At 38.5% G+C, this 23,605-nt stretch carries 20 protein-coding genes; 17 read left to right on the forward strand and 3 right to left on the reverse strand.

The features are described 5' to 3' along the window. From CSC79_RS13245 to CSC79_RS13305, 13 genes are all read left to right on the forward strand, one after another. Complete coding sequence (locus CSC79_RS13245) at positions 1–1,413, forward strand: oligosaccharide flippase family protein (RefSeq protein WP_099296231.1); 1,413 nt, start codon at positions 1–3, stop codon at positions 1,411–1,413. Next, positions 1,406–2,758 (forward strand): O-antigen ligase family protein, encoded by a 1,353-nt coding sequence (locus tag CSC79_RS13250; protein WP_099296232.1) that lies wholly within the window; start codon positions 1,406–1,408, stop codon positions 2,756–2,758. Before CSC79_RS13245 ends, CSC79_RS13250 begins: the two co-directional genes overlap by 8 nt. Before the next feature lie 4 nt (positions 2,759–2,762). Continuing rightward, entirely contained in the window at positions 2,763–3,473 is a 711-nt protein-coding gene (locus CSC79_RS13255) for an acyltransferase (protein ID WP_099296233.1), read from the forward strand. After that, the gene (locus CSC79_RS13260; protein ID WP_099296234.1) at positions 3,470–4,600 is read left to right on the forward strand and encodes a glycosyltransferase; all 1,131 of its coding nucleotides are present in this window, start codon (positions 3,470–3,472) and stop codon (positions 4,598–4,600) included. Before CSC79_RS13255 ends, CSC79_RS13260 begins: the two co-directional genes overlap by 4 nt. A 139-nt stretch (positions 4,601–4,739) precedes the next feature. Continuing rightward, positions 4,740–6,233, forward strand: a complete 1,494-nt coding sequence (locus tag CSC79_RS13265; protein WP_099296235.1) for a GNVR domain-containing protein — start codon at positions 4,740–4,742, stop codon at positions 6,231–6,233. A 1-nt stretch (position 6,234) separates the two neighbouring features. Continuing rightward, positions 6,235–7,311: a glycosyltransferase gene (locus CSC79_RS13270; RefSeq protein WP_099296236.1), complete on the forward strand. Its 1,077-nt coding sequence runs from the start codon at positions 6,235–6,237 to the stop codon at positions 7,309–7,311. Between the two features lie 10 nt (positions 7,312–7,321). Beyond that, on the forward strand, positions 7,322–9,121 hold the full coding sequence (locus tag CSC79_RS13275) for a sugar transferase (protein WP_099296237.1): 1,800 nt from the start codon (positions 7,322–7,324) through the stop codon (positions 9,119–9,121). A 165-nt stretch (positions 9,122–9,286) separates the two neighbouring features. Then, complete coding sequence (locus tag CSC79_RS13280) at positions 9,287–9,595, forward strand: STAS domain-containing protein (protein ID WP_099296238.1); 309 nt, start codon at positions 9,287–9,289, stop codon at positions 9,593–9,595. 19 nt (positions 9,596–9,614) lie between these two features. After that, positions 9,615–10,472 (forward strand): OmpA family protein, encoded by an 858-nt coding sequence (locus CSC79_RS13285; RefSeq protein ID WP_099296239.1) that lies wholly within the window; start codon positions 9,615–9,617, stop codon positions 10,470–10,472. A 4-nt stretch (positions 10,473–10,476) separates the two neighbouring features. Beyond that, positions 10,477–12,558: an SLBB domain-containing protein gene (locus CSC79_RS13290; protein WP_099296240.1), complete on the forward strand. Its 2,082-nt coding sequence runs from the start codon at positions 10,477–10,479 to the stop codon at positions 12,556–12,558. Further along, complete coding sequence (locus CSC79_RS13295; RefSeq protein WP_099296241.1) at positions 12,555–13,259, forward strand: AAA family ATPase; 705 nt, start codon at positions 12,555–12,557, stop codon at positions 13,257–13,259. The genes CSC79_RS13290 and CSC79_RS13295 overlap by 4 nt, the downstream gene beginning before the upstream one ends. Positions 13,260–13,267: 8 nt before the next feature. Beyond that, the gene (locus tag CSC79_RS13300) at positions 13,268–14,728 is read left to right on the forward strand and encodes a SpoIIE family protein phosphatase (RefSeq protein WP_099296242.1); all 1,461 of its coding nucleotides are present in this window, start codon (positions 13,268–13,270) and stop codon (positions 14,726–14,728) included. A 93-nt stretch (positions 14,729–14,821) separates the two neighbouring features. Continuing rightward, positions 14,822–16,228, forward strand: coding sequence for a sigma-54 dependent transcriptional regulator (locus tag CSC79_RS13305; protein WP_099296243.1), 1,407 nt, complete (start codon positions 14,822–14,824; stop codon positions 16,226–16,228). On the opposite strand, the gene CSC79_RS13310 is transcribed toward CSC79_RS13305, so the two are convergent. Next, on the reverse strand, positions 16,225–17,235 hold the full coding sequence (locus tag CSC79_RS13310; RefSeq protein ID WP_099296244.1) for a glycosyltransferase family 4 protein: 1,011 nt from the start codon (positions 17,233–17,235) through the stop codon (positions 16,225–16,227). The two genes, CSC79_RS13305 and CSC79_RS13310, sit on opposite strands and share 4 nt — an antisense overlap. 21 nt (positions 17,236–17,256) lie before the next feature. Between CSC79_RS13310 and CSC79_RS13315 the strand changes: the two genes are divergently transcribed. Beyond that, positions 17,257–17,589, forward strand: coding sequence for an Hpt domain-containing protein (locus tag CSC79_RS13315; RefSeq protein ID WP_099296245.1), 333 nt, complete (start codon positions 17,257–17,259; stop codon positions 17,587–17,589). On the opposite strand, the gene yvcK is transcribed toward CSC79_RS13315, so the two are convergent. Further along, positions 17,586–18,458 carry a uridine diphosphate-N-acetylglucosamine-binding protein YvcK gene (yvcK, locus tag CSC79_RS13320; protein WP_099296246.1) on the reverse strand — a complete coding sequence of 291 codons (873 nt, stop codon included), beginning with the start codon at positions 18,456–18,458 and terminating at the stop codon, positions 17,586–17,588. The two genes, CSC79_RS13315 and yvcK, sit on opposite strands and share 4 nt — an antisense overlap. A gap of 168 nt (positions 18,459–18,626) precedes the next feature. Between yvcK and CSC79_RS13325 the strand changes: the two genes are divergently transcribed. Then, entirely contained in the window at positions 18,627–20,624 is a 1,998-nt protein-coding gene (locus CSC79_RS13325) for a response regulator (protein ID WP_099296247.1), read from the forward strand. A gap of 74 nt (positions 20,625–20,698) precedes the next feature. Here CSC79_RS13325 and CSC79_RS13330 read toward each other — a convergent pair whose 3' ends face one another. Continuing rightward, positions 20,699–21,559: a YicC/YloC family endoribonuclease gene (locus CSC79_RS13330; RefSeq protein ID WP_099296248.1), complete on the reverse strand. Its 861-nt coding sequence runs from the start codon at positions 21,557–21,559 to the stop codon at positions 20,699–20,701. 164 nt (positions 21,560–21,723) lie between these two features. Between CSC79_RS13330 and rph the strand changes: the two genes are divergently transcribed. Together rph and pyrE are read left to right on the forward strand one after the other, a co-directional pair. Continuing rightward, positions 21,724–22,437, forward strand: a complete 714-nt coding sequence (rph, locus tag CSC79_RS13335; protein ID WP_099296249.1) for a ribonuclease PH — start codon at positions 21,724–21,726, stop codon at positions 22,435–22,437. 22 nt (positions 22,438–22,459) lie between these two features. Continuing rightward, positions 22,460–23,104 (forward strand): orotate phosphoribosyltransferase, encoded by a 645-nt coding sequence (gene pyrE / locus CSC79_RS13340; protein ID WP_099296250.1) that lies wholly within the window; start codon positions 22,460–22,462, stop codon positions 23,102–23,104. The last annotated feature ends 501 nt before the right edge of the window (positions 23,105–23,605 follow it).

The raw sequence follows: 23,605 nt of genomic DNA on the forward strand, positions 1-23,605 counted from the left end.
ATGAAAGGAATAAAGCAAATTGCCTACTTTGGACTATCAACCTTACTTCTCAAAGGGTTAGGCTTTGTTTTATTGCCTATTTCAACACGGTTATTAAACCAAACACAATTTGGTGAGTTGAATTTTTTAGTCTCTATTTCAGCTGTGATGTCGTTGCTTTTATGTTTAGGTTTACCAGAACTTTTATTTAAACAACAAATGCAAAGTGAAGTCCATAAGCGTGCATTATTTAGAGATGCATTACTACTGTGTAGTGTACTAAGTTTATTGTTTGTTTTAACTCTCTGGTTTTTTATTCAGCCTATAAGTGAACTATTACCTATTTCTTTGTCATTAATTGACTTGCAGTTACTCGCCTTAAACTTAGCTTTTTCGTCACTTTTATCACTCGTTTTTTGCTTTTTCAGGTATTACGAAATGGCGAAGCAATTTTGTTTTCTGGCGGTTTTGCAAGGGGTGGGTCAAACACTCTTAACCATAGTTTTACTCTACCTTGGTTTTGGGGTAACAGGGGTAATGGCATCAGGTGCGATTGCAAGCTGCGTTGTTTTAATCATTTCACTTGGTATTATTTTTTCAAGGATTAACATTGATTTTAAACAAGTACCATGGAGCATTTCACGCAAAAATGGTTTGTTTTTATTGAGTATTCTAGTGTCATCGTTATTTGTTTATGCCAATAACGGGGCCGAAAACTGGTTTATTGCAGCCAATATAGGGAAGGAGGCGTTAGCACAATATTATGTTGCTTTGCAATTTGCAGTGATGACCTCCTTCGCTTTTGAGCCCGTAAGAATGTGGTGGTTCTCCCGCCGATTTGATGAACTATCCTCGAGCCCTTCACGTTATGTGTACTTATGTGAACTTAGCCTTGAGATAGGGATTGTACTGTGTGCATTAATGCTAATTGTTACGCCACACCTGTTTATTTTTGTGCTACCTCAAAGCTACTTACTCAATGCCTGGTTGTTACCTTGCCTTATTTTTATTGTAGTACTTCGTCATCATAGTGACTTATTAAATATTGGCTGTTATATCCATTCTAATGGCCTATTTGTTTCGGTGATTAATGGCATCAGTGCTGTATGTGTTCTTATTCTACTTACTTATTTAGTACCTGCATGGGGTGTAGTTGGTGCCGTTGTCTCGTTGGTTTTGGCGCAAACACTCAAAACTATTTTATTTTTTGTGGTGAGCCAAAAACTAGAAACTTTGTCATTTAATTTTTATCGAATAGTACCCAGCTGGGTGTGCTTTTTAAGTATTTTTGCGTTTGCTGTGATTGACGTAAGCTATGCTGTGAGTATCCAGTGCCTCATTTTTACTTGTTTACTTATTGTTTTGGCTAACAAGTATAAATCTCTAGTAACCAATACCTTTGAGCAATTAACTAAAAGGAATGCACATGGTTAATTGGTATAAGCAACATAATTTATTAATCAATGGGCTTTTGGTCACTATTTTAGTTTCGGTGCTGTATTTCTTATTTGGCCCAATCGCTGCTTTTGCACTTTTACTGTTGCCCTTTGCAGGCTTTTTAGCTGTTCGTTTAAGTACGGTATTTGTCATTCTGTTTATCCTCTTTAGTTACTTTAGAATCCACGAAGCATTTGTGGTGCTTATGCCGCTAAAAATACCCAAATTGCTGGCAATTGCTTCATTATTGGCAATTGCATGGCATTTGTTTATTTCTAAAACATTAAAGCCTCACTGGAGTTCTACTCACCTGATTTTTGTGATCTGGTTTGCATGGCTAACGGTGTGTGTGTTTTCAGCGTCGAACAGAGGTGTGGCCATTGAATATTGGTCAGGGGTTTTAGTAAAAGTGTTTATTATGGTGTTTGCTATAAGCTGGTGGTTAACCCGTTTCTCTCACTTTAGCTTTGTGAGGCTAGGAATTATGATCTCAGGAGTCACGATTTCTTTAGTCGCACTTAATAACAAGATGAATGGAGTAGGGCTTGTTGAAGGTACTCGAGTAACTATTTCACGAGAATACCGTTCGCAACTAGGAGACCCAAACGATCTATCTTTGGTGCTTATGTTCCCTGTGTCTTTTTTAGCGGCGGAGTTGTTTGATACACATGCGAATAGGTATCGACGCATTTTTGCCGGAGTTGGATTAATTTTAGCTATTTCTGGTGTTATCGCAACGCAAAGTCGAGGCGGGCTTTTAGGTATTGCTGCTATTTTAAGTTTCTTCTTTTATCAAAAAGTAAAAAACCCTGTGGTTGTGGCTGCATTTGGTGCCGTTGGCATGTTAGCCATGATGGTGTTCGCAGGCATTTCAGATCGACAAAGTGGAGGCGCTGCTGAATCTGGTGTTGATGAATCAGCTATGGGGAGAATATATGCTTGGCAAGCGGCCATAAATATGGCGATAGCGAATCCATTTACAGGTGTCGGTGTAAATAACTTTTTTGTTAATTATTATTTTTATAGTCCGCATTGGGATGGCAAGAATCATGCAGTACATAGCACATGGTTTCAAGTTCTAGGTGAAACAGGGTTTGTAGGAATGTGTATATTTGTGTTGGTGATTGCTGCTATTTACCGCAGTTTATCTAGAGTGCTGTGCATGAATAAGCTGAAGTTTAGTCCTGATGTAGCTGTTAATGCCGATGCATTAAAAGCAGGTTTACTAGGGTTTATGGTAGCTGGCACGTTTTTAACACAAGCTTTTACATGGCCACTTTACATTATCTTGTCTCTAACGATTGCACTTGAAAAGCTAACAGTTCAAAACAATAAGGAATAACCGCATGTTGACACAATTAAAGCATTGGCTAAAAAATAGTGAACATCCGCTGGCATCCCCATTTTTTCGTTTTGCAAAAGCGCTTCGCAATCCGCAAATGATAGTGATACCAGTGTTTCACTCTGGATTATTCCACTTCCATCATTTGATTAAGCAGCTAAGCCATGAGCTACTGCGTGTTTTATATTTTACGCCACTATTTAAAAGCCAAATTGCAGGCTCAAAGAAACGCTTGTATGTGTATTCGGGTATGCCGCAGATTCTTGGCGAGCTTGAAATTGAGTGTGGTGATGACGTTAGAGTCTCTGGAATTAGTACCTTATGCGGCCGCTCTTGCGGTAATACAAAGGCTAAATTAATCGTTGGCAGTAATGTTGATATAGGTTGGCAAAATGCGTTTTCTGTTGGTCGTACTATTATACTTGAGGATGATGTGCGATTAGCTGGCAGAGTTTTTCTTGCAGGCTTTCCTGGGCACCCTGTTGACTGTGAACGTCGCGCTGCGGGGGAAAGTGATGATGAGTCTCAGGTTGGCGATATCATAATAAAACAAGGTGCGTGGCTTGGAACCGGAGTAACTGTACTTGGTGGTGTGACAATTGGTAAAGGAGCCATTATAGGTGCTGGCAGTGTCGTTACTAAAGATGTACCAGCATTTTGTATTGCAGCTGGTAACCCTGCAAAAGTAGTAAAGGAAATAGAGGGTGACGCATGAAATTTATCGTTTTCGCAGAAGATTGGGGCAGTCACCCAAGTAGCACTCAGCATTTATTTCATGAGCTTGCGCAACAGCACGAGATCCACTGGGTGAACTCTATTGGAATGCGTAAACCACGTTTGAGGCTTCATGATATAAAGCGTGTTTTTGATAAAGTGTTACAAGTATTCAAACCTACCAAAACACAGTCACTTACAACGCCTAAAAATATGGTTGTATATAAACTGCCTATTTTACCTTGGCATGATAACCGCTTTGTTCGCTCTATAAATAAACGTATTTACGCTCACTTTTTCAAAGAACATGCAGACCCTGCTCCTGTGGTTTACTGGTTAAGTGTGCCAACTGCGCATTATTTTGTAAAAAAACAGCCACAAGATAAGGTAATTTATTATTGCGGGGATGACTTCTCAGCATTAGCAGGGGTAGATGCACAGCTTGTTGCTCCTTTTGAAAAGCAATTAATAGCAACCGCAGATTTAATTTATGTCATAAGTGATTTTTTAATGGCAAAAATGCCCGCCAATAAAGCTAAAATGTTAAGCCACGGCGTGAGCGTTGAGTTATTTAGTGAAAGTACAATCAAGGCCGACGAAATCAAAGCATTCAATGCGCCAGTGATTGGCTTTTACGGCAGTATAAATGCATGGCTTGATATTGACCTGCTTGAGGCGCTTGCAGCAGCAAGACCCGATTACCAATTAGTATTAATCGGTCATATTGTTACTAACATAGAACGGTTATTAAGTTTTAAAAATGTGACACATATTCCAGCCGTCAGTCATGAGCGATTAGCATCTTTTTCTGCACATTGGAGTGTATCGATTTTACCTTTTGTTATTAACGATCAAATACGTGCATGCGATCCCCTAAAGCTAAAAGAATACCTAGCCGCAGGCAAACCTATTGTTACAACAAACTTCCCCGCTGTAGAGCGTTATGCTTCCCACCTTTTTATAGCGGATACTACACAGCAATTTATTAGCCACCTTGATAACGCATTGAACCTCAGTAAAGCGCAATTAATGTGCTTAGAAAAGACACAGCAAAACATCGCACTCCAACACAGTTGGCAATCTAAGGCGAATACAGTAATCAATGATACCGTGCGGCTAAATCGCTAATTTTTTTTTAGCGCAAACGTTATATTGGCGCGCCCTGTGCAACTACCTAGTAAAGCCGGTTATTAGCAGCAAATCATTTTTATTTTGCAAATAATCGCTCATTTATGCATAGCAAAATGCAAATATATAGGTAGGGATTATGTTAGTTAGAGAGCAAATAAAACGGTTACTTTATTTAGCTTTGTATGCACTGTATACACGGGCTAAGCTTTTTGTGCTGCCATTAGCGATTGTCCCTGTTGTGGTTATATTATTGGCAGTAACGGCACAAAAAAAATACACTAACCACGCTACAATTCTTATTGAAGAGTCAGCGTTACTTAATCCTTATTTAGATGATTTATCTTTTTCTTTTGACTTAACTAACCGTATGGCAGCCCTAAGCACCTTGGTTATTAGCCGTAAGGTACTTATCGCTGTCGCACGCGAAACCAATTTAGTGCCTAAAAATGCAAGCCCAGCTGCCATTGAAAAGGTACACCAAGAGTTGTCTCAGTCACTTTCACTTTCATTAGTCGGTGATGAACTTGTGCGTGTTAATTTTATTTGGCATGAGCCATCACAAATGAAGCCTGTGTTGGAAAAAATTGTTGAAAAGTTCATTGAGAGTTTATTGGCCCCAACAAAAGCCTCGTTGGATACCTCAGAGCAGTTTTTTTACCAACAGCTTGTTAGCCTTCGCCAAGAGCTTGAGATATCAGAAGAGGAATTAGCGGCATTCAAAGCTAAAAATACTAATACTCTGCCCACTGTACTTCATAGTAACAGACAGACATTTGATAAGTTATTGAGTGACTTGCAGCAAAAATCAATTGTGCTGTCTGGCGCCAAAGCCAAGCTGGAAGCGTTAACCTCAAAAATGGGTCAAGCAAACCCTATTTTAGGACGCATTGAGGAACGAATCATTACTGCTGAGTCCGAATTAAGCTTTTTAAAAACACGTTACACAGACAAGCACAGTAAAGTGATTTCAAAACAACGGGAGCTGATAAACATCAGAGCTCGTCAGCAAACGTTAATCGAAAACGGCAAGAATCTAGATGCTAAAAATATTGAACAACTATGGCAAATGGCTAATACATTACCCGCTAACACGGATAATGAAAGTAATGTGCTTGTGTCACAAATATTGGCGTTGGAAGAAGCTAAAAACCAAGTTTATCAGCATCAACAGGAATTTGAGCTGCTTGAACAACAAGTCAATGAGCTAAGTCAGCGTTTACTTATCACCAGTGATGTTGAAAAACAATTACGAAAATTAGAGCGTGATTACGATGTTAAACAGTCTTTGTACAAAGACATGTTAGGGCGATACGAAATGGCTAAAGTCACAGGTAAGTTAGTCAAATATGAAGGCCCAGATAAAGTTAAAACAATCGAGCGCGCTTACAGCCCAACTCAACCAATTAACACTTCAATGATGGTCGCTGTGATTGTAGGTATTTTGTTAGGTGTCTTTACAAGTGGAACATGTGTTTTCGTTGCTACGTTATTCGATAGCCACTTAAAAGATATTCAAACTATTGAGAAGTTAGCAGCCGTTGAGGTGATAACTGTCTTACCCATCGTAAGTAAAGAGGAGATCTATCCGAACTCACACTCAACGATGAACTTATTAAAAAAGGGGTATTAATATGAATGTTTTACACTTGGTTCAGCATTTTAAAATTGGCGGCTTAGAAAAAATGGCTGTAACACTAATGCAAAAAAGCCAATTTGCTCATAACAGCTTGATTGTTTCCCTTGAAGGTAAAGAACAAGATGCATTAAAAGAGTGGCCTGCGCTTACACAGTTTGGGCATCAAATGGTGAGCTTAAATAAAGCGCCCAAATTTGATTTTTCCTTACTAAAAAAACTAAACCGATTAATCAAAGAGCACAATATAGATGTGATACATAGCCACCACATAGGGCCTATGCTTTATGCCAGTCTTGTATGTTTGACAAACAAGAATGTGCGCCATGTTTCAACAATCCACGATGCGTGGTATTTAAATAATTTTAAGCAACGCTTAATAACGAAAGTATTAAATAGTCTTACCAAAATTAATTGGGTTGCCGATGCTCAAGTAGTGGCAAATGATTTTTACCAACATACATCTATCAAGGCTGATAAAACTATTCTTAATGGAATTGATTTTCATCAGTTTACCGATATCAATGAGGCCAATGCACGTAATCTGCTCGGGTTACCCTTAGATAAAAAACTCATAGGGTGTTCTGCTCGTTTGGAGCCAGGAAAAGGTCATTTGGACTTAATAAAGCTGCTCCCTGAATTAGATAGCGATATTGAGTTAGTGTTTGCAGGAAATGGCAGCTTAATGTTGTCGCTTCAAAATGCAGCTTCAGTGCTTGGTGTGTTTGAGCGAGTGCATTTTTTAGGAAATGTACAGCATATGCAGCAGTTTTACTCGGCAATTAATGTGATGTGCCTTTATTCGCAAAGAGAGGGATTACCGCTGTCTATATTGGAGTCCATGGCGTGTGGAAAAGTCATTGTGGCCAGTGATGTTGGCGGCATTAGTGAGGTTGTTACGCAAGAGCAAGGAGTACTTGTTGGGTTAAATGATCTAGTTGGTTTAAAAGTTGCTCTATTAAAAGCGTTAAACATGAAGCAAGGGCAATGTATTAGAGAACATATCTTCTCAATTGCCGATGCAGATCAAATGAGCAAAGCATACGATCATTTTTATAATGGTTTGGCTTTATAGGGGAAACATTATGTCGGTCTTATTTACTATATGGGTAATTTTAATTGTATTGGTTTTGTACCATCACGTGGGGTATTTAGTTGTTTTAAAACTCTTTAGTAATGAACAGCGTAAGGAAGATAAGCCCACTGTAACTCCCACCACACGCTTTGGAATTTTAATGTGTGCTTACAATGAGCAAGCTCATATTAAAGAGAAGTTATATAACTTAGGGTCGATGCTTTACGATACTCAGTATTATGCAATTCATGTTTACCTTGACGGTTGCACAGATAAAACATATCAAGAAGCCATGATTGCTCAATCGCATCTTGCAAAGCAAAATGTTAATTGTCATTTGCATTTTAGCAAAGAGAATAAAGGTAAGGCATTTGGCATCAATGAATTGATCAAACTCACCAAGCCAACTTACGATGCATTATTATTTACCGATGTGAGCGCCTTATTAAGCATAGATGTATTAAATAAAATCGATACAGATTTTAAAAACCCAGAGGTGAATGTAATCACCGGGGTGTATGTGCTTGATGAACTCGCCTCTGCACAGCAAAAGCAGTATTGGCATTATCAGAACAAAGTAAAAAGCATGGAATCATCGCTTGGGGCTGTTATTGGGATGCCAGGGGCTATGTTTGCTATACGCTCTGAGGCTGCTGAGCTTTTAGAGGGTGGCACCATCAATGATGATTTTATTCTTTCGATGAAGGCTCTTCAAAAAGGTGGTAAATCGCAGGTTAATAGTGACATCAATATTTTAGAAAGAGAGTGTGACGAACAAAGCCATGATAATGCAAGAAGAGTGCGAATTGGTGCTGGAAACTGGCAACAAATAAAAGCATTGTTTGCTTTATTAAACCCCAAGTTGGGTTGGGTAAGTTTTAACTTTTTTTCACATAAGGTGTTACGTGGACTAATGCCAATTATATTATTGAGTGTTTATGTATCGACGTTTACCCTAGCATTTTTGTCCAGCTCAGTATTACCTTCATTATTAAGTATGTTGATACTTGCGGTTCATGGGGTTGGCGTAATTAAACGCCTATTTAATATTAAAGCTAAATTGCCAATTGTAGACAGTGTTAATTACCTAATTAGTGCTTATGCGCTGGCGCTTTGGGGAATTGTTAAATTTGAGCGCGGAGACTACAAAACTCATTGGCAGCGTGTTCATCATTTAAATAAACAAAACAATGCGCCGATCAAAACTATCAAGCGTGGAATTGATATTATCGGCTCCGCAACCGGATTAATTCTGTTATTGCCTGTTATGCTTGGGGTGGCGCTAAGCATAAAAATGACCTCTAAAGGACCTGTATTGTTTAAGCAACAAAGAGTGGGTGAGAGTAATGATGACTTTGTTGCCTTGTTTGATGTGCTTAAGTTTCGTTCTATGGTGGTTGACGCTGAAAGTAAAAGTGGTGCCGTTTGGGCGAGTAAAAATGACCCTAGAATCACGCCTATAGGTCGTTTTATTCGCAAAACTAGGTTAGATGAGTTACCGCAACTTTGGAATGTACTGATCGGTGATATGTCATTAATAGGCCCTCGTCCAGAGCGACCGGTATTTTATTCAAAGCTGGAAAAAGACATTCCTTATTTTTGCCAAAGAACATACGGTATAAAACCAGGTATATCAGGCTTAGCGCAAGTAATGAATGGATATGATGAAAGTATTGATGATGCGCGAAATAAAATCGGTTGGGATTATGCTTATATGCTAAGTACGTCATCAGCGCGTAGTTGGTGTTATATGGAGTGCAGTATTTTGTATAAAACCTTTGTTGTTATCTTTACAGGAAAAGGTCAGTAATTTTTTTTCGCATAATGCAAAAGCACACTTAAAAAGCGATTGCATTATGCGTATCAAGCCTGCTTATACCAAGCATTAAAATAAAAACCAATAAAATTCAACTGCTTATATTTGGCATTCTTCTTGAATTACTTTAAGAGTCTTTAAACTTAAAAGGTAACAAGCATGATTAATTTAGCCAGCGATACAGAGCAAAAAGTTTTAACACTTCCTACAGACTTCTCAGGTTTTGCAGTTGATGAACTAAAAGATAAGTTTGAATATTTTGTAGAACAGGATGCGAGTTCGGTTATTCTTGATTTCTCAAACACGGAATTTATCGACTCTTCTGGAATTGGTGCTATTGTTTTTCTATACAAAAGAATTGAAAAACAAGGTAATTCATTATCTTTACTAAATGTGACGGGTCAGCCGTTTAAGCTAATGAATCTGTTGAGAGTCGATAAAACAATTCCGTTTATAGACTCAATCTAAATGGACTAAGGAGAGTATAATGAGATCTTATGTCATCATTGCTATTATTTTGTTTGTAGGTGGGTGTTCTTCTTGGCCGGAGCACGGTAAAGGGGGGCTAGCTGAAAAATATCAAAACTATCCACAAGAAGATGAATTATATGATTCTAATTATACGCAACCTGAAGATGTGGTAACCAGTGAGTTTGAGCATTTAGTACTTAAACTTGAATTACTTAAATCACAAGACATCAAGGCGTGCATGCCTGCGCAGCTACTCAAGGCGCAAATATACGAAAACCGTATTCGTCGATTAATTGCAGCTCAAATGTGGCAAGATGCTGAGCACGACTTACTACTTCATTATCATGCGCTAAATCAGCTAACTAATCATTTTGATACTGTTCGTAAACTCACCGATTGCGCACCAGAAACGGCGACCAAGCCTGCGCTTGTGAATGTTAAAAAACAATTATCAGAATTACTTAATAGTGACAACCAATTTGCATTTAATGCGTTTGAAATAACGCCTAAATATGCCGTGAGAGTGGCCCAAGCAGCGGATTTAATTAAACAGTTAGAAAGTATCAACATTTTATTGGTAGGTCATACTGATAAATTAGGTACAACGAATAGTAACTATGAGCTTGCTCTCAAACGTGCAGAAACAGTAAAGCAATGGTTGGTAATATATGGGGTGCCTAAAGCGAGTATTACCACACTGACTCAAGGGAGCTTAAAACCGTATAGTGACAATGCAATTCAAAATGAAAGTGCTCGTCACTCAGACCGCAGAGTTGAAGCAATAATATTCGATGCAAATAACACGAATCCACAAGATCAAAAAGAAAAAGCATTGGTTAAATGGACAAAAATTATTGCAAGTAAAAAGGAGTAGTGCCATGAAAACTATTTTTACTATGCTGATATTACTATTTTTGGTGACCCCTGGTGCTGCAAGCACAGCTGCTGACGAACTTGAAGTGCAAGTAGGTAATAAACTGTTTTTGTATATACCGGGTGAGGTTGAATTTGATGGCTTATTTGAGGTAGATAAAAACGGCCAAATCAACATCCCTGAAATTGGAAAATTTAACGTTGCTAATAAAACAACTGCACAAATAGAATCTGAATTAAAGCCGCTGTTAACAGAGCTATATGTTGCAATTGATGATTTTTATGTGGAGGTGCGTAGCCGCGATATTTTTATTAACGTGTTAGGTTATGTCATTAACCCATCTCAAGTCAGTATTCCAGATGACGGCAACATTCAAATGGTTATTGCAAAAGCCGATGGCTTAAAGCCGGGGGCTCAGCTTGATAGGCTACAGATAAGACGTGGCGATGAGGTTATTGAATTTAACTACAAGGCCTACCTAGACACAGGCAATATTAGCCTATTACCCCCACTTAAAAGTGAAGATACCGTGTTTGTGCCTGTCTCTCCTTTGTTAGGTAATGTACAAATAGATTTTGATGCACAAACGCTTAGCGCCACTGGGGATGCCAGCGACAAAAGCGCCATCACTATTTTAGGTGAAGTACACAACCCAGGTAGTTTTTCATTCAAAGAAAAAATGACAATTTTAGATGCGCTAATGCGTGCAGAAGGGGTGACGCGTTACGCTGACGTGACCAAAATAAGGGTCATTTTAAATGAAACCCCTGTTATATTTGATTTAAAAGCTTATCTTGATAAACCAGTTAATAGTATGCCTGAGCTAGAAGCAGGGTCGACTATTTACGTCCCCATTATGGTGGATGATGTCAATACTACCTCGCGTACAGTTTATATTATGGGAGAGGTGCAAAAACCTGGTGCCTATGAAGCGGCAGACAGTACTAATTTTTTAGATATTTTAGCCAATGCTGGCGGGCCTACACGGTTTGCTGAAACACGTTTAATTAAAATATTGACCCCTCAAGGCGAGAGTATTTTATTTGATTTACAAAGTTACAGTGAAGGCACACAAACAGTTAAGGTGCCTGATCTTAATCCAGGTGATGTCATATTTGTGCCTGAGAAAACAGACGTTAATGAAAAAAGCTGGTTAAAAATCCCCACTAAACGAGCAATAAAAATCATTGGTGCTATTCAATCGCCAGGACGTTATGAGTGGAGCAATGAGATGGACTTTACCGATTTACTTGCGCATGCTGGTGGGCCAACCAAAGGGGCGAACATCAATGATATTAAAATAATTCGAGATGGTGAAGAAACCCAGCGTTTTGATTTAGAAAAATACACCATTACTGACGGGCAAACTTCTTTACCTGATTTGCATGCAGGCGACACCATTATTGTGGAAGAATTACCTGTTGATCCAGCTGATAATAAATCGCAATGGATACGCCAAGAGTCGAGTAAGTCAATCTACATTATGGGACAAGTGGGCTCTCCTGGGCGCTATGCGTTTAATGATAATATGCACTTCATTGATATTCTGTCAGCTGCCGATGGGCCAAATGCAAATGCAGACATTAGAAATATCCGCGTAACACATCGCAATAGTAATCGTGCACGGGTAAGCAAGTTAGATTTAGCGCTTTATTTTGAAACAGGTGATGAAACATTATTTCCGCACGTGCAGCCTGGCGATACTATTTTTATCCCAGAAAAAAATAAAGACTGGTTGCGCACACCTAAAGAACGGGTTGTACGCATTATGGGCGCGGTACAAAAGCCAGGCCGGTATAACTTTGACGATACCATGTCTATTCTTGATGTATTGGCGGAAGCTGGTGGGCCACTGAATTCAGCGTTAATTGATAAAATTGTTGTCGTTAATCATTCATGTTGTAAAGAGCAGTCGAGGGTTTTTGATTTAGAGGCGTTTATTAAGTCACCTAATTCAGCAAATATTCCTGTATTGCGTGCCGGCGACACGCTTTATGTGCCAGATAAAGGGCAAGATTTACTCAGTCAATTTAAAGACAATTTCCTCGACTTTATTACTATTATTGCGCTAGTGGTGGGCTTATGAAAATTATACCAGAGCAGTACCATGAGTTAGAAACAATCTGTAATACTATTAAAGATAGTGATGCACGGTGTGTCACGTTTATTTCATTACATGGTGCAGAAGGGTCATCTAGTGCTTGTATAAGCGTTGCAAGGCGTTTACAAAGCCAAAATCAATCAGTGTTAATTATTGACCTTAATCCAATAAGTTCATTTAACATTGATGAGCATTTACCAAACTTAACGAATGAGTGGCGATTTGATGATATTTCATGCCAGCTCAGTGTATTACCTTACAAAGAAGTTAATATACTAACGATAAAAAACTTATCGGCTATTGAATCAGCAAAAAATAAGCATGTTTTGAATGAGGCAATTATCCGTTTAAAGCAAGAATATGATTATATCTTGTTAGATATGTCACCGGCTTTAAAGCTTAATCGTAACAATGTTCCCTTACACTCACTAAGTTTGTGTAGCGATTTAACGTTGGTTACTGTTGGGTTGGGTATTAACGATGAAGAGTCATTGTGTGAAGGTGTTCGGGAATTAAAACAGGCAGGACATAGCAATATAAAAATGTTAGTTAGCCAACATGATTTTGCCCCCTTAGGTGAAAGAGTCTTGCTATTTTTAGAGAGTAAAGCTCAGAAGTGGCCGAAAGTGTGTCGGCTATTAAGTAACAAAATACATAAACAGAAATGGCTGTTTAAGCATTACTGAGGGGCTGCATGGATATTTTATTTGAACGACGTTTTGAATTACTTTGGCCAACATTAACTGAAATTCGCCAAGTACTTAAACATGTATTAGGGGCATTGTCTGTTAAGCGTGATGAGGCTGATGCAGCCGGATTGGTTGCAACGGAATATTTAACTAATCTTATTCGCCATAATGAGGGAAGTGAGCAATGGATCACTGTGCGCATAAGTCAAATAAGCAGTGATTCGTATAACTTAACTTTTATCGATGAACTAAAACCCTATAACCTATTTGAAAAAAATAACTCCACTTGGAAAATAGACTCTGAAGAGCTGGTGGAGGGAGGAATGGGGGTTGAATTGATTCGCCACTATTTCGCTGACGCCTCATATGAAACAATTGAGTTAAAAAACTTTTTTACATTTCCTTTAACTCAGATTGATAAGCGACCTTGCGTTATCTATGTTGATGACGATGTAACTCAGCTTGCACTGATGAAAGCCTATTTAAAAGACAAGTTTCAAGTTATTACATGTGAAAATATCGAGGCCGGTTGGCAAGCTATTCTAACGTCGGATGCAAGTATTCTGTTATTGGATCATAAGCTCAAAAATGGCACTTGTGAGCCGCTATTGGCGAAGCTAAATCGTTCGAACCTTAAGTCCCAATTATCTGTTGTTATGCTTACGGGTGATGACAGTGAAGAGGTGATCAGTAAAATTAACCGTTTAGGTGTTGATGATTACTTAATTAAACCCGTAAAGAAAAACAAACTATTACAAAGTATTGAGCGTGTTACACATCGGTTTGCCTACTTGTCATACCAAAGCACGTTTGGTCAGGCTCCAGCAAAGGTCCACCTTGCAAATAAAAAAACTGCGCATATTTTTGGCTCAATTAGCGTTGGCAATGGCGGCGATTTTTTTATGCCAATCAATGATGAAGGCAGTGCGTTTATACTCGGTGACATGATGGGGCACGGGTTACAAGCTTTGAAAGAAAGCTTTGCAATTAAAGGTTTTATAAGTGGATTTTTAGCAACAGGACTCGCTTACCAAGATATGCTGAGTGCATTAAATGATGCACTTTACAAGCAACAACTATGTAAATCGAGCCTAGTGACCTTGGTTATTTGCTTCTTAAAAGACAACAAACTGTATTGGTTAAATGCAGGTCATCCAGCTCCAGTGGTAATTTATAAAGATGGCACTGTTTTACAGCTTACAGGTACCGGTCCGTTACTCGGTCTTTCAAAAGAGCATACTTATACACTTTATGAAGCTGAGTTAGAAAATGTAGAGCACCTTTTGGTGTATACCGATGGTTGGACCGAGAATCGATGTGCAGATATGAATGAAATTGCTGAACTAAAAAAAATAATTCCCCCTCACCAGGACTCTGCTGAGGAGTTTGCTCATTTATTATGGAAAAATTCACAAGTGATCCTTTCTAAAGAAGTAGATGATGCATCGTTGGTGATCATTAATTGAATTTGATTTAATGTGTTTTATATAGTTAACTTAAATTGCGCTAGGCGAATAATAATTAAAGTAATTTTAGTGGATAGCTAAGGGGAAAGGATAATGCCACCAACAATTTTAATTGTAGAAGATACCCAGTCGTTAGCTATGATGTACCAAGCCTATTTACTCCCTACAGGTGTCAACACCTTGCTTGCTAATGACGGGGCAACTGCTTTAGAAATCATAGATCGCGTCAAGCCTGACTTAATCGTGCTAGATGTTATGCTTCCTGATATGAATGGTTTGGATATACTCGCTCAATTAGAACCCGAAAACTCTCCACAAGTGGTTGTTTTAACTGGCCACGCCACAAAAGAAATGGCAATCCAAGCAATAAAATTGGGAGCGAGTGACTTTTTGGAAAAGCCTGTTGAAGCAGATCGCTTTAGAATAACAATAAATAATGCTCTCAAAATTAAAGACCTAAAACAAAAAGTTACCACATACAAAAACACATATGAAAATGGTCGTTATTTTGATTTGATTGGTAGTTCAAAACAAATGCAGTCTGTTTATCAAATCATCAGCTCTGCATCTGTGAGTAAAGCGACGGTGTTTATTACTGGCGAAAGCGGCACAGGGAAAGAGTTGTGCGCACGTGCTGTACATCAAGCATCTAGCAGAGCTAGTAAGCCATTTGTGGCATTAAATTGTGCCGCAATACCTAAAGATTTGATAGAAAGCGAAATATTTGGTCATCTAAAGGGGGCATTCACAGGAGCTATTGCAAATCGTGCTGGTGCTGCAGGTCAAGCTGATGGTGGAACACTCTTTTTAGATGAGTTGTGTGAAATGGACATCAATCTGCAAAGCAAGTTGCTGCGTTTTATCCAAACGGGAACCTATCAGTTAGTGGGTAGCGAAAAAGAGGTTAAAGTTGACGTGCGTTTTGTGTGTGCGACAAATCGAGATCCTTTAGCTGAAGTTGAGGCGGGACGATTTAGGGAAGATTTGTATTATCGATTACATGTGATCCCTATCGAACTTCCGCCTTTACGCGAGCGTGAAGGCGATATTATTGAAATAGCTGAGGCCTTGTTTGTAAAAATAGCGAAAGAAGAGAGCCACTCGTTTAAGTCTATGACAATGGATGTAAAACACGCTTTTAGCCAATATGATTGGCCGGGTAATGTTAGACAGTTAGAGAACGTAATTCGAAATATATTAGTACTCAATCCACAAGAAATTATTGATGTAAATATGCTTCCGGCTCTTCCCAATAGCAACATTAAAACACCGTTGCCAATTGAGAAAAAAGAACCTGAAAGCCGTGTTTCTGTAGAAGATTTAACGGCATTACCTTCAGATGAAGCTGGGGTGAAGGCGCTTTGGCTGGCTGAGAAAGAATACATAGAAAGAGTAATCGATATTTGTGCCAGTAATATTCCTAAAGCCGCGGCACTATTAGATGTGAGCCCCTCTACTCTTTACAGAAAAATTAAAGGGTGGGAGGAAAGTGCTACTTAGTTAGGCGCATTGTAAGCATCAAGCAATAATGAAAGTTGTTGTTTGCCGGAAAACCTTTGCGTAAGGACTGAGTAAGCATTTTGTATCATTATTTTTTTACTTTCAGCAGGCAGCGTTAGCAGTGTTTCAATGCATTTTTGGCATTCTTTTTCATCTCCTTTATTCATTAATAGTCCGTTAGTTTTATTGATAATACTTGGTATTTCGCCAACGGGGCTGCTAATTACTAGTTTATTCTTGGACATTGCTTCAAGTAGGGTCATTGGCAAGCCTTCCTCTCGAGAGCAGATGAGTAACACATCTATGTTATGCCAAATGTCATCTCGTTTAGCTAATCCGTAATACTGTAAGTTACTTATTTTTGGAATATCTTTTTTCATTGGGCCATCACCAAAAAGATGAAAGCTCACATTAGGGTTGTTCTTCATATTGTTTGCTAGTGAAAAGAAAATATCAGGTGCTTTTTCGTAAGATAGTCGCCCCACAAACCCGACTCTAATATGACTATGAGTTTTGATAGGGGGCACCTCTTTAGGCATATCTATAAAATTTTCAAGTAATGTTGCATTATGAATTGTTTTTTTTATTTTACGTGAAACTGCGAAATTAGTAGAAAGTATTGATAGCCACACGTCTAGCTTGTTATAAAACCACATTTTTCCTTTGCCAGCCTCGCCAGCATGATAGGTGCTAATACAACGTCGCCCCATTATTTTGCAAGCTATACGGCCTAAAATACCCGCTTTATAGCCATGCGTATGGATGACCGTATGTTTATCATACTGCGTGAATTGATTTATCAAGCTACTGAGTGTACCTTGAATGAAGGAATACTCTACGCTCTCTTTATCAAGCAGTGTATAAAATTCATGATTGTGATGATTTTTATAAAATAATACAGAGCAGCTAACATGATTATTTTTTAGTAGCTTAAATAGTTCTACTATATGGGTTTCAATGCCGCCGATCATGGATGAGTCGACAAATAAAACAACCTGACATTTCATACTTAACTCCTAAAGAACAATATGATTGATAATTCCATAATAGAACAACTTAAATCTGATGTGGGTGAAATTTTAGCCATCGAACTAATCCACGTTTTTGTTGATGAATCGCAAAAGTTAGTCGCAGAGATGGTTCACTCATCTGATGCTAAAACAATAGAAATAAACGCGCACAGTTTAAAGAGTAGTTGCAACAGCTTTGGTGCTACCCAATTAGCGCAAACGTGTTTGCAAATTGAAAAAACTGTTAACCAAGAGGGTGTAAGCTCCCAGTTACAACAACTTTTAAAAGTAGCGGAGTCCCAAAGCGAGCTCACCTTTAAGCAACTTGCGTTGGTAATCAAAAATCCTTAAACAAGAGGGCTTTCATCTATTGAGCTTTTTAAAAAAGTACAAAATATATGATTTAGCTCGCTAATATCGTGCAAGTGGTTTGAGTGATTTTTAAAATGTGAATTACTAGCTAAAATTTCAGAAATAGCCGAAGGTGAGATACTTAAATCGTATATTTTGCTACCGAGCTGCTCTTGCAGCCAATCAATTCCAGCACTTTGAATATGCTTCATAACACTGTTTTCTTCAGCTGTGTTTTCAATAAAGACCCGGCACGCAGATGTTTTTTCAACGGCTCGAAGTATATCGTCGATTAACAACGCGGGCATCACGCTAGATATAATACTGCCGGGCCCAATAATAACTAAATCAGCATTTAAAATAGCATCGACACACCCAGGCGATGCAGCCACTTTATTAGATAAATAGATTTTATCGGGAAGAGAATTTAACGCATCAATAGCGCATTCACCAAAAACCTCTTCACCATTACTTAAAATAGCGACGAGGTCTGTTGGTGATTCAGTCATCGGTAATACTGTCTCAGAGTTACCTAAAAGCTTATTGAATTTTGCAATTGCTGCTGTTGCAGAATGTGATGCTTGTAGCATGTTTAACAGGACTAAATTGCCTAAGCAGTGGCCTTTTAAATCACCAGTGGTAAATCTATGCTCATAAATTTTCCTCGTAACGGCTGAGTCATCAGCAAGTTGAACACTGCAGCGCCTTATATCTCCAAGTGCAATACAGTTATGTAATTGCCTAATTTTTCCCGTGCTTCCACCATTGTCGGTAGTCGCAACAATAGCTGTTAATTGATTACACACTGGCTTTATTGCACTTAAAACTTGTGCGAGTCCGTGACCACCACCAATACATACTATATTCATGCACTTGCCCCTTCGCTTGCTTATACTGTTAGTAAGCAGTAATCGTTCCACCTTAAAACATTTATTAACTCAATGATTTATATTGAATTTTGTTCTATATTTAATTGGGATGGAATCGACGGTTGCAAATATTTGCATAACGCGATGCATTTTAAACGGAGAGCATTCATGCAACACAATGATGTCATTACGGTTAATGAGCTACAACTACATCTTTCTAAGCTATCTCAATGTGAAGATGAGATAGGTATATTCACAGCAATGAATAAAATGCTTCAACCTTTAATGAAGTACCAAGACTGCATTCTTTTGAAAAAAGAGAATACTCAATGCACATTATTTGCAGCAAGCAACCATAATTTTCATATTGATAAATGGCCACATTGTGCACTGTTCTCACAGGCGCTAGAAAGGGGCTTTAGCCTTTGCCAAAATTCAACTGAGGAGTTGGAGTTTACTTATTTAGATGAGCTAACAAAGCGCAATATGCAGACTTGTTTAATCATAAGTACTGAGCTTGAAATGGGCCGTTTTTTATATATTTTCACGAACATTAATTTAATAGAACACTCTGGGGTAGTGCAATCTGAAATAATAAAGCTTTATTTACAACAAGTGGTTTTAGCCTTTATAAACTTAAACCGGGTTGTTGAGCAATCAAGTAAATCGGTTAGATTACTCGATGACCTTACTCAGTTGTCGACCTTGTTTAAAGAGCTTGCAAGCGAATGGTTTTGGCGAACAGATTCGGACATGAAATTCGTTAGTGTGAATAATATCGAGAGTGAAAATAAAATATATACCCAGTTATTTTTAAAAAAGAAAATTATGTCCTTACTCACGCATAATGAAAAACAAAATACACAGAAGTGGCAAGGTTTCTCAAAGCTGATAGAAGAGCATGAAGATTTTAGTAATTTTGAGTTTGAAGTGAATGCGTCGCAACGCTTATGGGTGTCATTAAATGGTAAGTCACAGTTTGATGAGTTGGGCCAATTTATAGGGTATTTAGGAATCGCTAAGGATATTACATTTTCTAAACAGCGAGAGGTCGCTTTAGAAAGTGCTAAATTAAAAGCGGAAGAGGCAAGTAATACTAAATCTAAATTTTTAACTGTTATGTCACACGAAATCCGCACTCCTATGAATGCAATTATGGGGGTTATTGAGTTACTTCTTGATACTGAATTAACTCAAGAGCAACGCCAGTGGCTTGATTATGCTAATTCAAGTGCCGATATACTTTATGGTTTAATCACTGATGTATTGGATTTTTCAAAAATAGAATCGGGCACAATTTTACTGGTGAATAAACCACTCAATGTAAAGCTATTGATCGAAAATATAGTGGGTCAATTACACATAATAGAAGACAGTGACGATATCATTTTTTCAATCAATATTGATGAAAAAGTGCCTACTTTTATAATGGGGGATGAATTTCGATTAGGGCAAATTCTATTTAATATTATTGGTAACGCGTTTAAATATACGCGTTCTGGCAGTATTTCTTTGCGAGTGAATGTCGAAAATGCCCTGCTTAATTTTGAAGTCAAAGATTCTGGAGTAGGGATCGCCAAAAAAGATTTAGCACTAATCTTTCAGCCTTTTAGACAAGTGAATGATGGCATTAATAGAGAAAGTGAAGGTGTGGGTTTAGGGTTAAGTATTTCTAAGAACTTAATTGAATTAATGGATGGCTCAATAGATGTCCATACTCAACTTGGTTTAGGGAGTACGTTTAGTATATCAATTCCATTGAATACGGCGCTAGAAAGTGAGGTAGAGAAAGTTTCATTACAAGATCGTTCAACACTCAACATACTTGTTGCTGAAGATAATAAAACCAATCAATTATTGATTAAAGCATTCCTAGAAAAGTTAAATCATAAAGTAACGGTTGCTAACGATGGTGCAGAAGCGATTGAATTTATGCAGCTCAAAAGTTTTGATCTAATACTCATGGATATCATGATGCCAACTATGGATGGGTTAACTGCTACACAACATATTCGCAATGAGCTTCTAAGCGATATTCCTATTTACGCCCTTACCGCCAACGCTGCCACAGACGACAAAGCCTCTTGTTTCAAAGTAGGTATGAACAAAGTGCTTACAAAACCGATTAAATTTGAGACATTGAAGGCGTCATTAAATGCATTGTAAGAATTGCTAACTGAGGGTTACGATACTAGGCCTTTAATAAAAGGCTTAGTATCGTAATTAAAAGCTTTTGTAGCTTATTCTATGTTCTGAATTTGCTCTCTCATTTGCTCAATCAACACTTTTAGCTCTACCGCTGCATTGGTGATGTCACTGTTAATTGATTTAGAGGCGAGGGTGTTTGCTTCGCGGTTAAACTCTTGCATCATAAAATCTAAACGGCGGCCACATGCACCGCCTTTTTTCAGAATTTTTTTAGTTTCTTTCACATGTGACTTTAAACGGTCGAGTTCTTCGGCTACATCTTGCTTTTGCGCAAGGTAGATTAGTTCTTGCTCTAGGCGAGATTCGTCAATATCGGTTTTTAAATCTTCTAACTTTTGAGCTAGTTTTTCACGTTGCCACTTAGCAATCTCTGGCATGTGAGTTTCTACAACAGCCACTTGCTCTAAAATAGCATCAAGGCGGGTTGCTATCATTTCTTCAAGGTTTGCTCCCTCATCGCCACGTGCAGATTTGAAATCTTCAACGACTTGATCAAAACCAGAAATGAGCGCGGTGTTAATACTATCCATATCAAGTTCTTGCGCTTCCATTACACCCGGCCAACGAAGGATATCAACTGGATTTATGTCACCATTACTTTGTTGTTGCACCCATTTAGCGCTATTAATGAGTTGTGTCGCAAGGGATTCATTTATTGAAAGTTCACCTACATGTGCAGGGTTAGCAACAAACTTTAAAAATACCTCAACTTTACCGCGCTGTAAGTGTTTACGTAGGCGTTCACGAATAACCGGCTCCATGCCACGAAATTGCTCAGGTGCGCGAATAAAGGTTTCAAGGTAACGTTGGTTAACTGAACGAACTTCCCACGTGCCAGTGCCCCAATCGCCTTTAATTTCGCGACGGGCGTAAGCAGTCATACTGTGGATCATGAATGATTTCCTAGTTTTGTTTATGCAATATAAAATTGATTATACCGTAACACTACGTAACCTCTAGAGGAATTTTTTTACAGTCGGCTTTTATTTAAATCAACATGGCATCTGTACTCACATACACTTATAATATGGCAAATTATGAATTAAGGGGATCGTTAATGCGTCCAAGCGAAAGAACACCTAACCAAATAAGACCGGTTTCATTTACACGTAATTATACATTACACGCTGAAGGTTCAGTGTTGGTTGAATTTGGAAACACTAAAGTACTTTGTACAGCGACTGTTGAATCAGGTGTACCGCGCTTTATGAAAGGCCAAGGTAAAGGATGGATCACTGCTGAGTACGGTATGTTACCTCGCTCTACCCATACTCGAAATGGCCGTGAAGCGGCGCGTGGCAAGCAAAGCGGTCGTACCATGGAGATTCAACGTTTAATCGCACGCTCGCTTCGTGCTGCGGTTGATTTAAAAGCATTAGGTGAGAATACGATTACTATCGATTGTGATGTTATTCAAGCCGATGGCGGTACACGCACAGCATCTATCAGCGGTGCTTGTGTTGCCTTAGTTGATGCATTAACACATATGCGCAGTAAAGGTATGATTAACTCTAACCCGCTTAAATTTATGATTGCCGCAATTTCTGTAGGTGTTTATAAAGGCCAAGCGATTAGTGATTTAGAATATCTAGAAGACTCTGAAGCTGAAACAGACATGAATGTTATTCTTACTGAAACAGGTAAGATCATCGAAGTACAAGGTACCGCTGAAGGTGAACCGTTCTCGTTTGACGAACTTGATGAGCTGCTAACTTTAGCTAAACATTCAATTCGCGAAATTATTGACGTTCAAAAGCAAGCGCTCGCTTAATAAAGTAATAGGTTTAATTGTAATGAAAGATTATCAAATAGAGTTTATTGAGTTTGCCCTTGAAAAGCAGGTGCTTAAATTTGGCGAGTTTACTTTAAAATCAGGCCGTACTAGTCCTTACTTCTTTAATGCTGGCTTATTTAACACTGGCCGTGACCTTGCGCGCCTTGGCCGTTTTTATGCTGCGGCTTTAGAAGATGCAGCAATTGATTATGATGTTTTATTTGGCCCTGCTTATAAAGGTATTCCAATTGCAACCACCACAGCCGTTGCATTAGCTGATCATCACGATAAAGATGTACCATATTGCTTTAACCGTAAAGAGAAAAAAGCACATGGTGAAGGTGGGACATTAGTTGGTTCTGAGCTTAAAGGTAAAATCATGTTAGTAGATGATGTGATCACTGCCGGTACGGCTATTCGTGAGTCGATGGAAATCATCGCACAAAACGGTGCTGACTTAAGTGGCGTGCTAATCGCCCTTGACCGTCAAGAAAAAGGTAAGGCAGAGCTGTCTGCGATTCAAGAAGTAGAGCGTGACTTTGGCACTAAAGTTATTTCTATTGTGAAATTAGCTGATCTTATTAGTTACCTTGAAAGCAAAGGTACAATGGATGAGCATCTAGAAGCAGTTAAAGCTTACCGCGAGCAATACGGTATTGCTTAATTACGCTTTGTGTATGTGCTATCTAATTATTACTTAGTAAAAGCCCAGTGAATTTCACTGGGCTTTTTTACATTAAATCATTTAATAAAGTTATTAAATCGTAAATTAAGTATAGGTTTTGTAGTGTTTGGCGTGAATAGTGAGCGAACAGTACTTTATTTCAAGTTTTCTTTAAAAAACGCTTGCGTATAATTCGGATCTCCCTATAATGCGACCCCACTGAGACGGCAGAGCAGGCAACGCTTAGCGAGGCAAGCAAGTCACTTAGTAAGTCGAGTAAAACTTGAGTTTAGATTTTTTAAAAGTTTTAAAATTAAGTGTTGACAAAAAAATAGGAAAGCGTAACATGCGCAGCCCTAGCGAGATAAAGTAAAGCACTTTAATCGCAGCGTTCTTTAACAATATAAAGCAATCATCTGTGTGGGCACTCGTACAGATTGAGTTCTAACAGCCAAGCTACTTCGGTAGTGAGGCAAAAAAATTTAGAGTCTCAATTGAAAC

It is taken from the genome of Pseudoalteromonas sp. 3D05 (genome assembly GCF_002723455.1).
GTDB lineage: Bacteria > Pseudomonadota > Gammaproteobacteria > Enterobacterales > Alteromonadaceae > Pseudoalteromonas.

What these genes read in the sequence shown, in the direction of transcription:
- CSC79_RS13245 (WP_099296231.1), top strand. Translation starts at nt 1, where the DNA reads ATGAAAGGAATAAAGCAAATTGCCTACTTTGGACTATCAACCTTACTT.
- CSC79_RS13250 (WP_099296232.1), top strand. Translation starts at nt 1,406, where the DNA reads ATGGTTAATTGGTATAAGCAACATAATTTATTAATCAATGGGCTTTTG.
- CSC79_RS13255 (WP_099296233.1), top strand. Translation starts at nt 2,763, where the DNA reads ATGTTGACACAATTAAAGCATTGGCTAAAAAATAGTGAACATCCGCTG.
- CSC79_RS13260 (WP_099296234.1), top strand. Translation starts at nt 3,470, where the DNA reads ATGAAATTTATCGTTTTCGCAGAAGATTGGGGCAGTCACCCAAGTAGC.
- CSC79_RS13265 (WP_099296235.1), top strand. Translation starts at nt 4,740, where the DNA reads ATGTTAGTTAGAGAGCAAATAAAACGGTTACTTTATTTAGCTTTGTAT.
- CSC79_RS13270 (WP_099296236.1), top strand. Translation starts at nt 6,235, where the DNA reads ATGAATGTTTTACACTTGGTTCAGCATTTTAAAATTGGCGGCTTAGAA.
- CSC79_RS13275 (WP_099296237.1), top strand. Translation starts at nt 7,322, where the DNA reads ATGTCGGTCTTATTTACTATATGGGTAATTTTAATTGTATTGGTTTTG.
- CSC79_RS13280 (WP_099296238.1), top strand. Translation starts at nt 9,287, where the DNA reads ATGATTAATTTAGCCAGCGATACAGAGCAAAAAGTTTTAACACTTCCT.
- CSC79_RS13285 (WP_099296239.1), top strand. Translation starts at nt 9,615, where the DNA reads ATGAGATCTTATGTCATCATTGCTATTATTTTGTTTGTAGGTGGGTGT.
- CSC79_RS13290 (WP_099296240.1), top strand. Translation starts at nt 10,477, where the DNA reads ATGAAAACTATTTTTACTATGCTGATATTACTATTTTTGGTGACCCCT.
- CSC79_RS13295 (WP_099296241.1), top strand. Translation starts at nt 12,555, where the DNA reads ATGAAAATTATACCAGAGCAGTACCATGAGTTAGAAACAATCTGTAAT.
- CSC79_RS13300 (WP_099296242.1), top strand. Translation starts at nt 13,268, where the DNA reads ATGGATATTTTATTTGAACGACGTTTTGAATTACTTTGGCCAACATTA.
- CSC79_RS13305 (WP_099296243.1), top strand. Translation starts at nt 14,822, where the DNA reads ATGCCACCAACAATTTTAATTGTAGAAGATACCCAGTCGTTAGCTATG.
- CSC79_RS13310 (WP_099296244.1), bottom strand. Translation starts at nt 17,235, where the DNA reads ATGAAATGTCAGGTTGTTTTATTTGTCGACTCATCCATGATCGGCGGC.
- CSC79_RS13315 (WP_099296245.1), top strand. Translation starts at nt 17,257, where the DNA reads ATGATTGATAATTCCATAATAGAACAACTTAAATCTGATGTGGGTGAA.
- yvcK (WP_099296246.1), bottom strand. Translation starts at nt 18,458, where the DNA reads ATGAATATAGTATGTATTGGTGGTGGTCACGGACTCGCACAAGTTTTA.
- CSC79_RS13325 (WP_099296247.1), top strand. Translation starts at nt 18,627, where the DNA reads ATGCAACACAATGATGTCATTACGGTTAATGAGCTACAACTACATCTT.
- CSC79_RS13330 (WP_099296248.1), bottom strand. Translation starts at nt 21,559, where the DNA reads ATGATCCACAGTATGACTGCTTACGCCCGTCGCGAAATTAAAGGCGAT.
- rph (WP_099296249.1), top strand. Translation starts at nt 21,724, where the DNA reads ATGCGTCCAAGCGAAAGAACACCTAACCAAATAAGACCGGTTTCATTT.
- pyrE (WP_099296250.1), top strand. Translation starts at nt 22,460, where the DNA reads ATGAAAGATTATCAAATAGAGTTTATTGAGTTTGCCCTTGAAAAGCAG.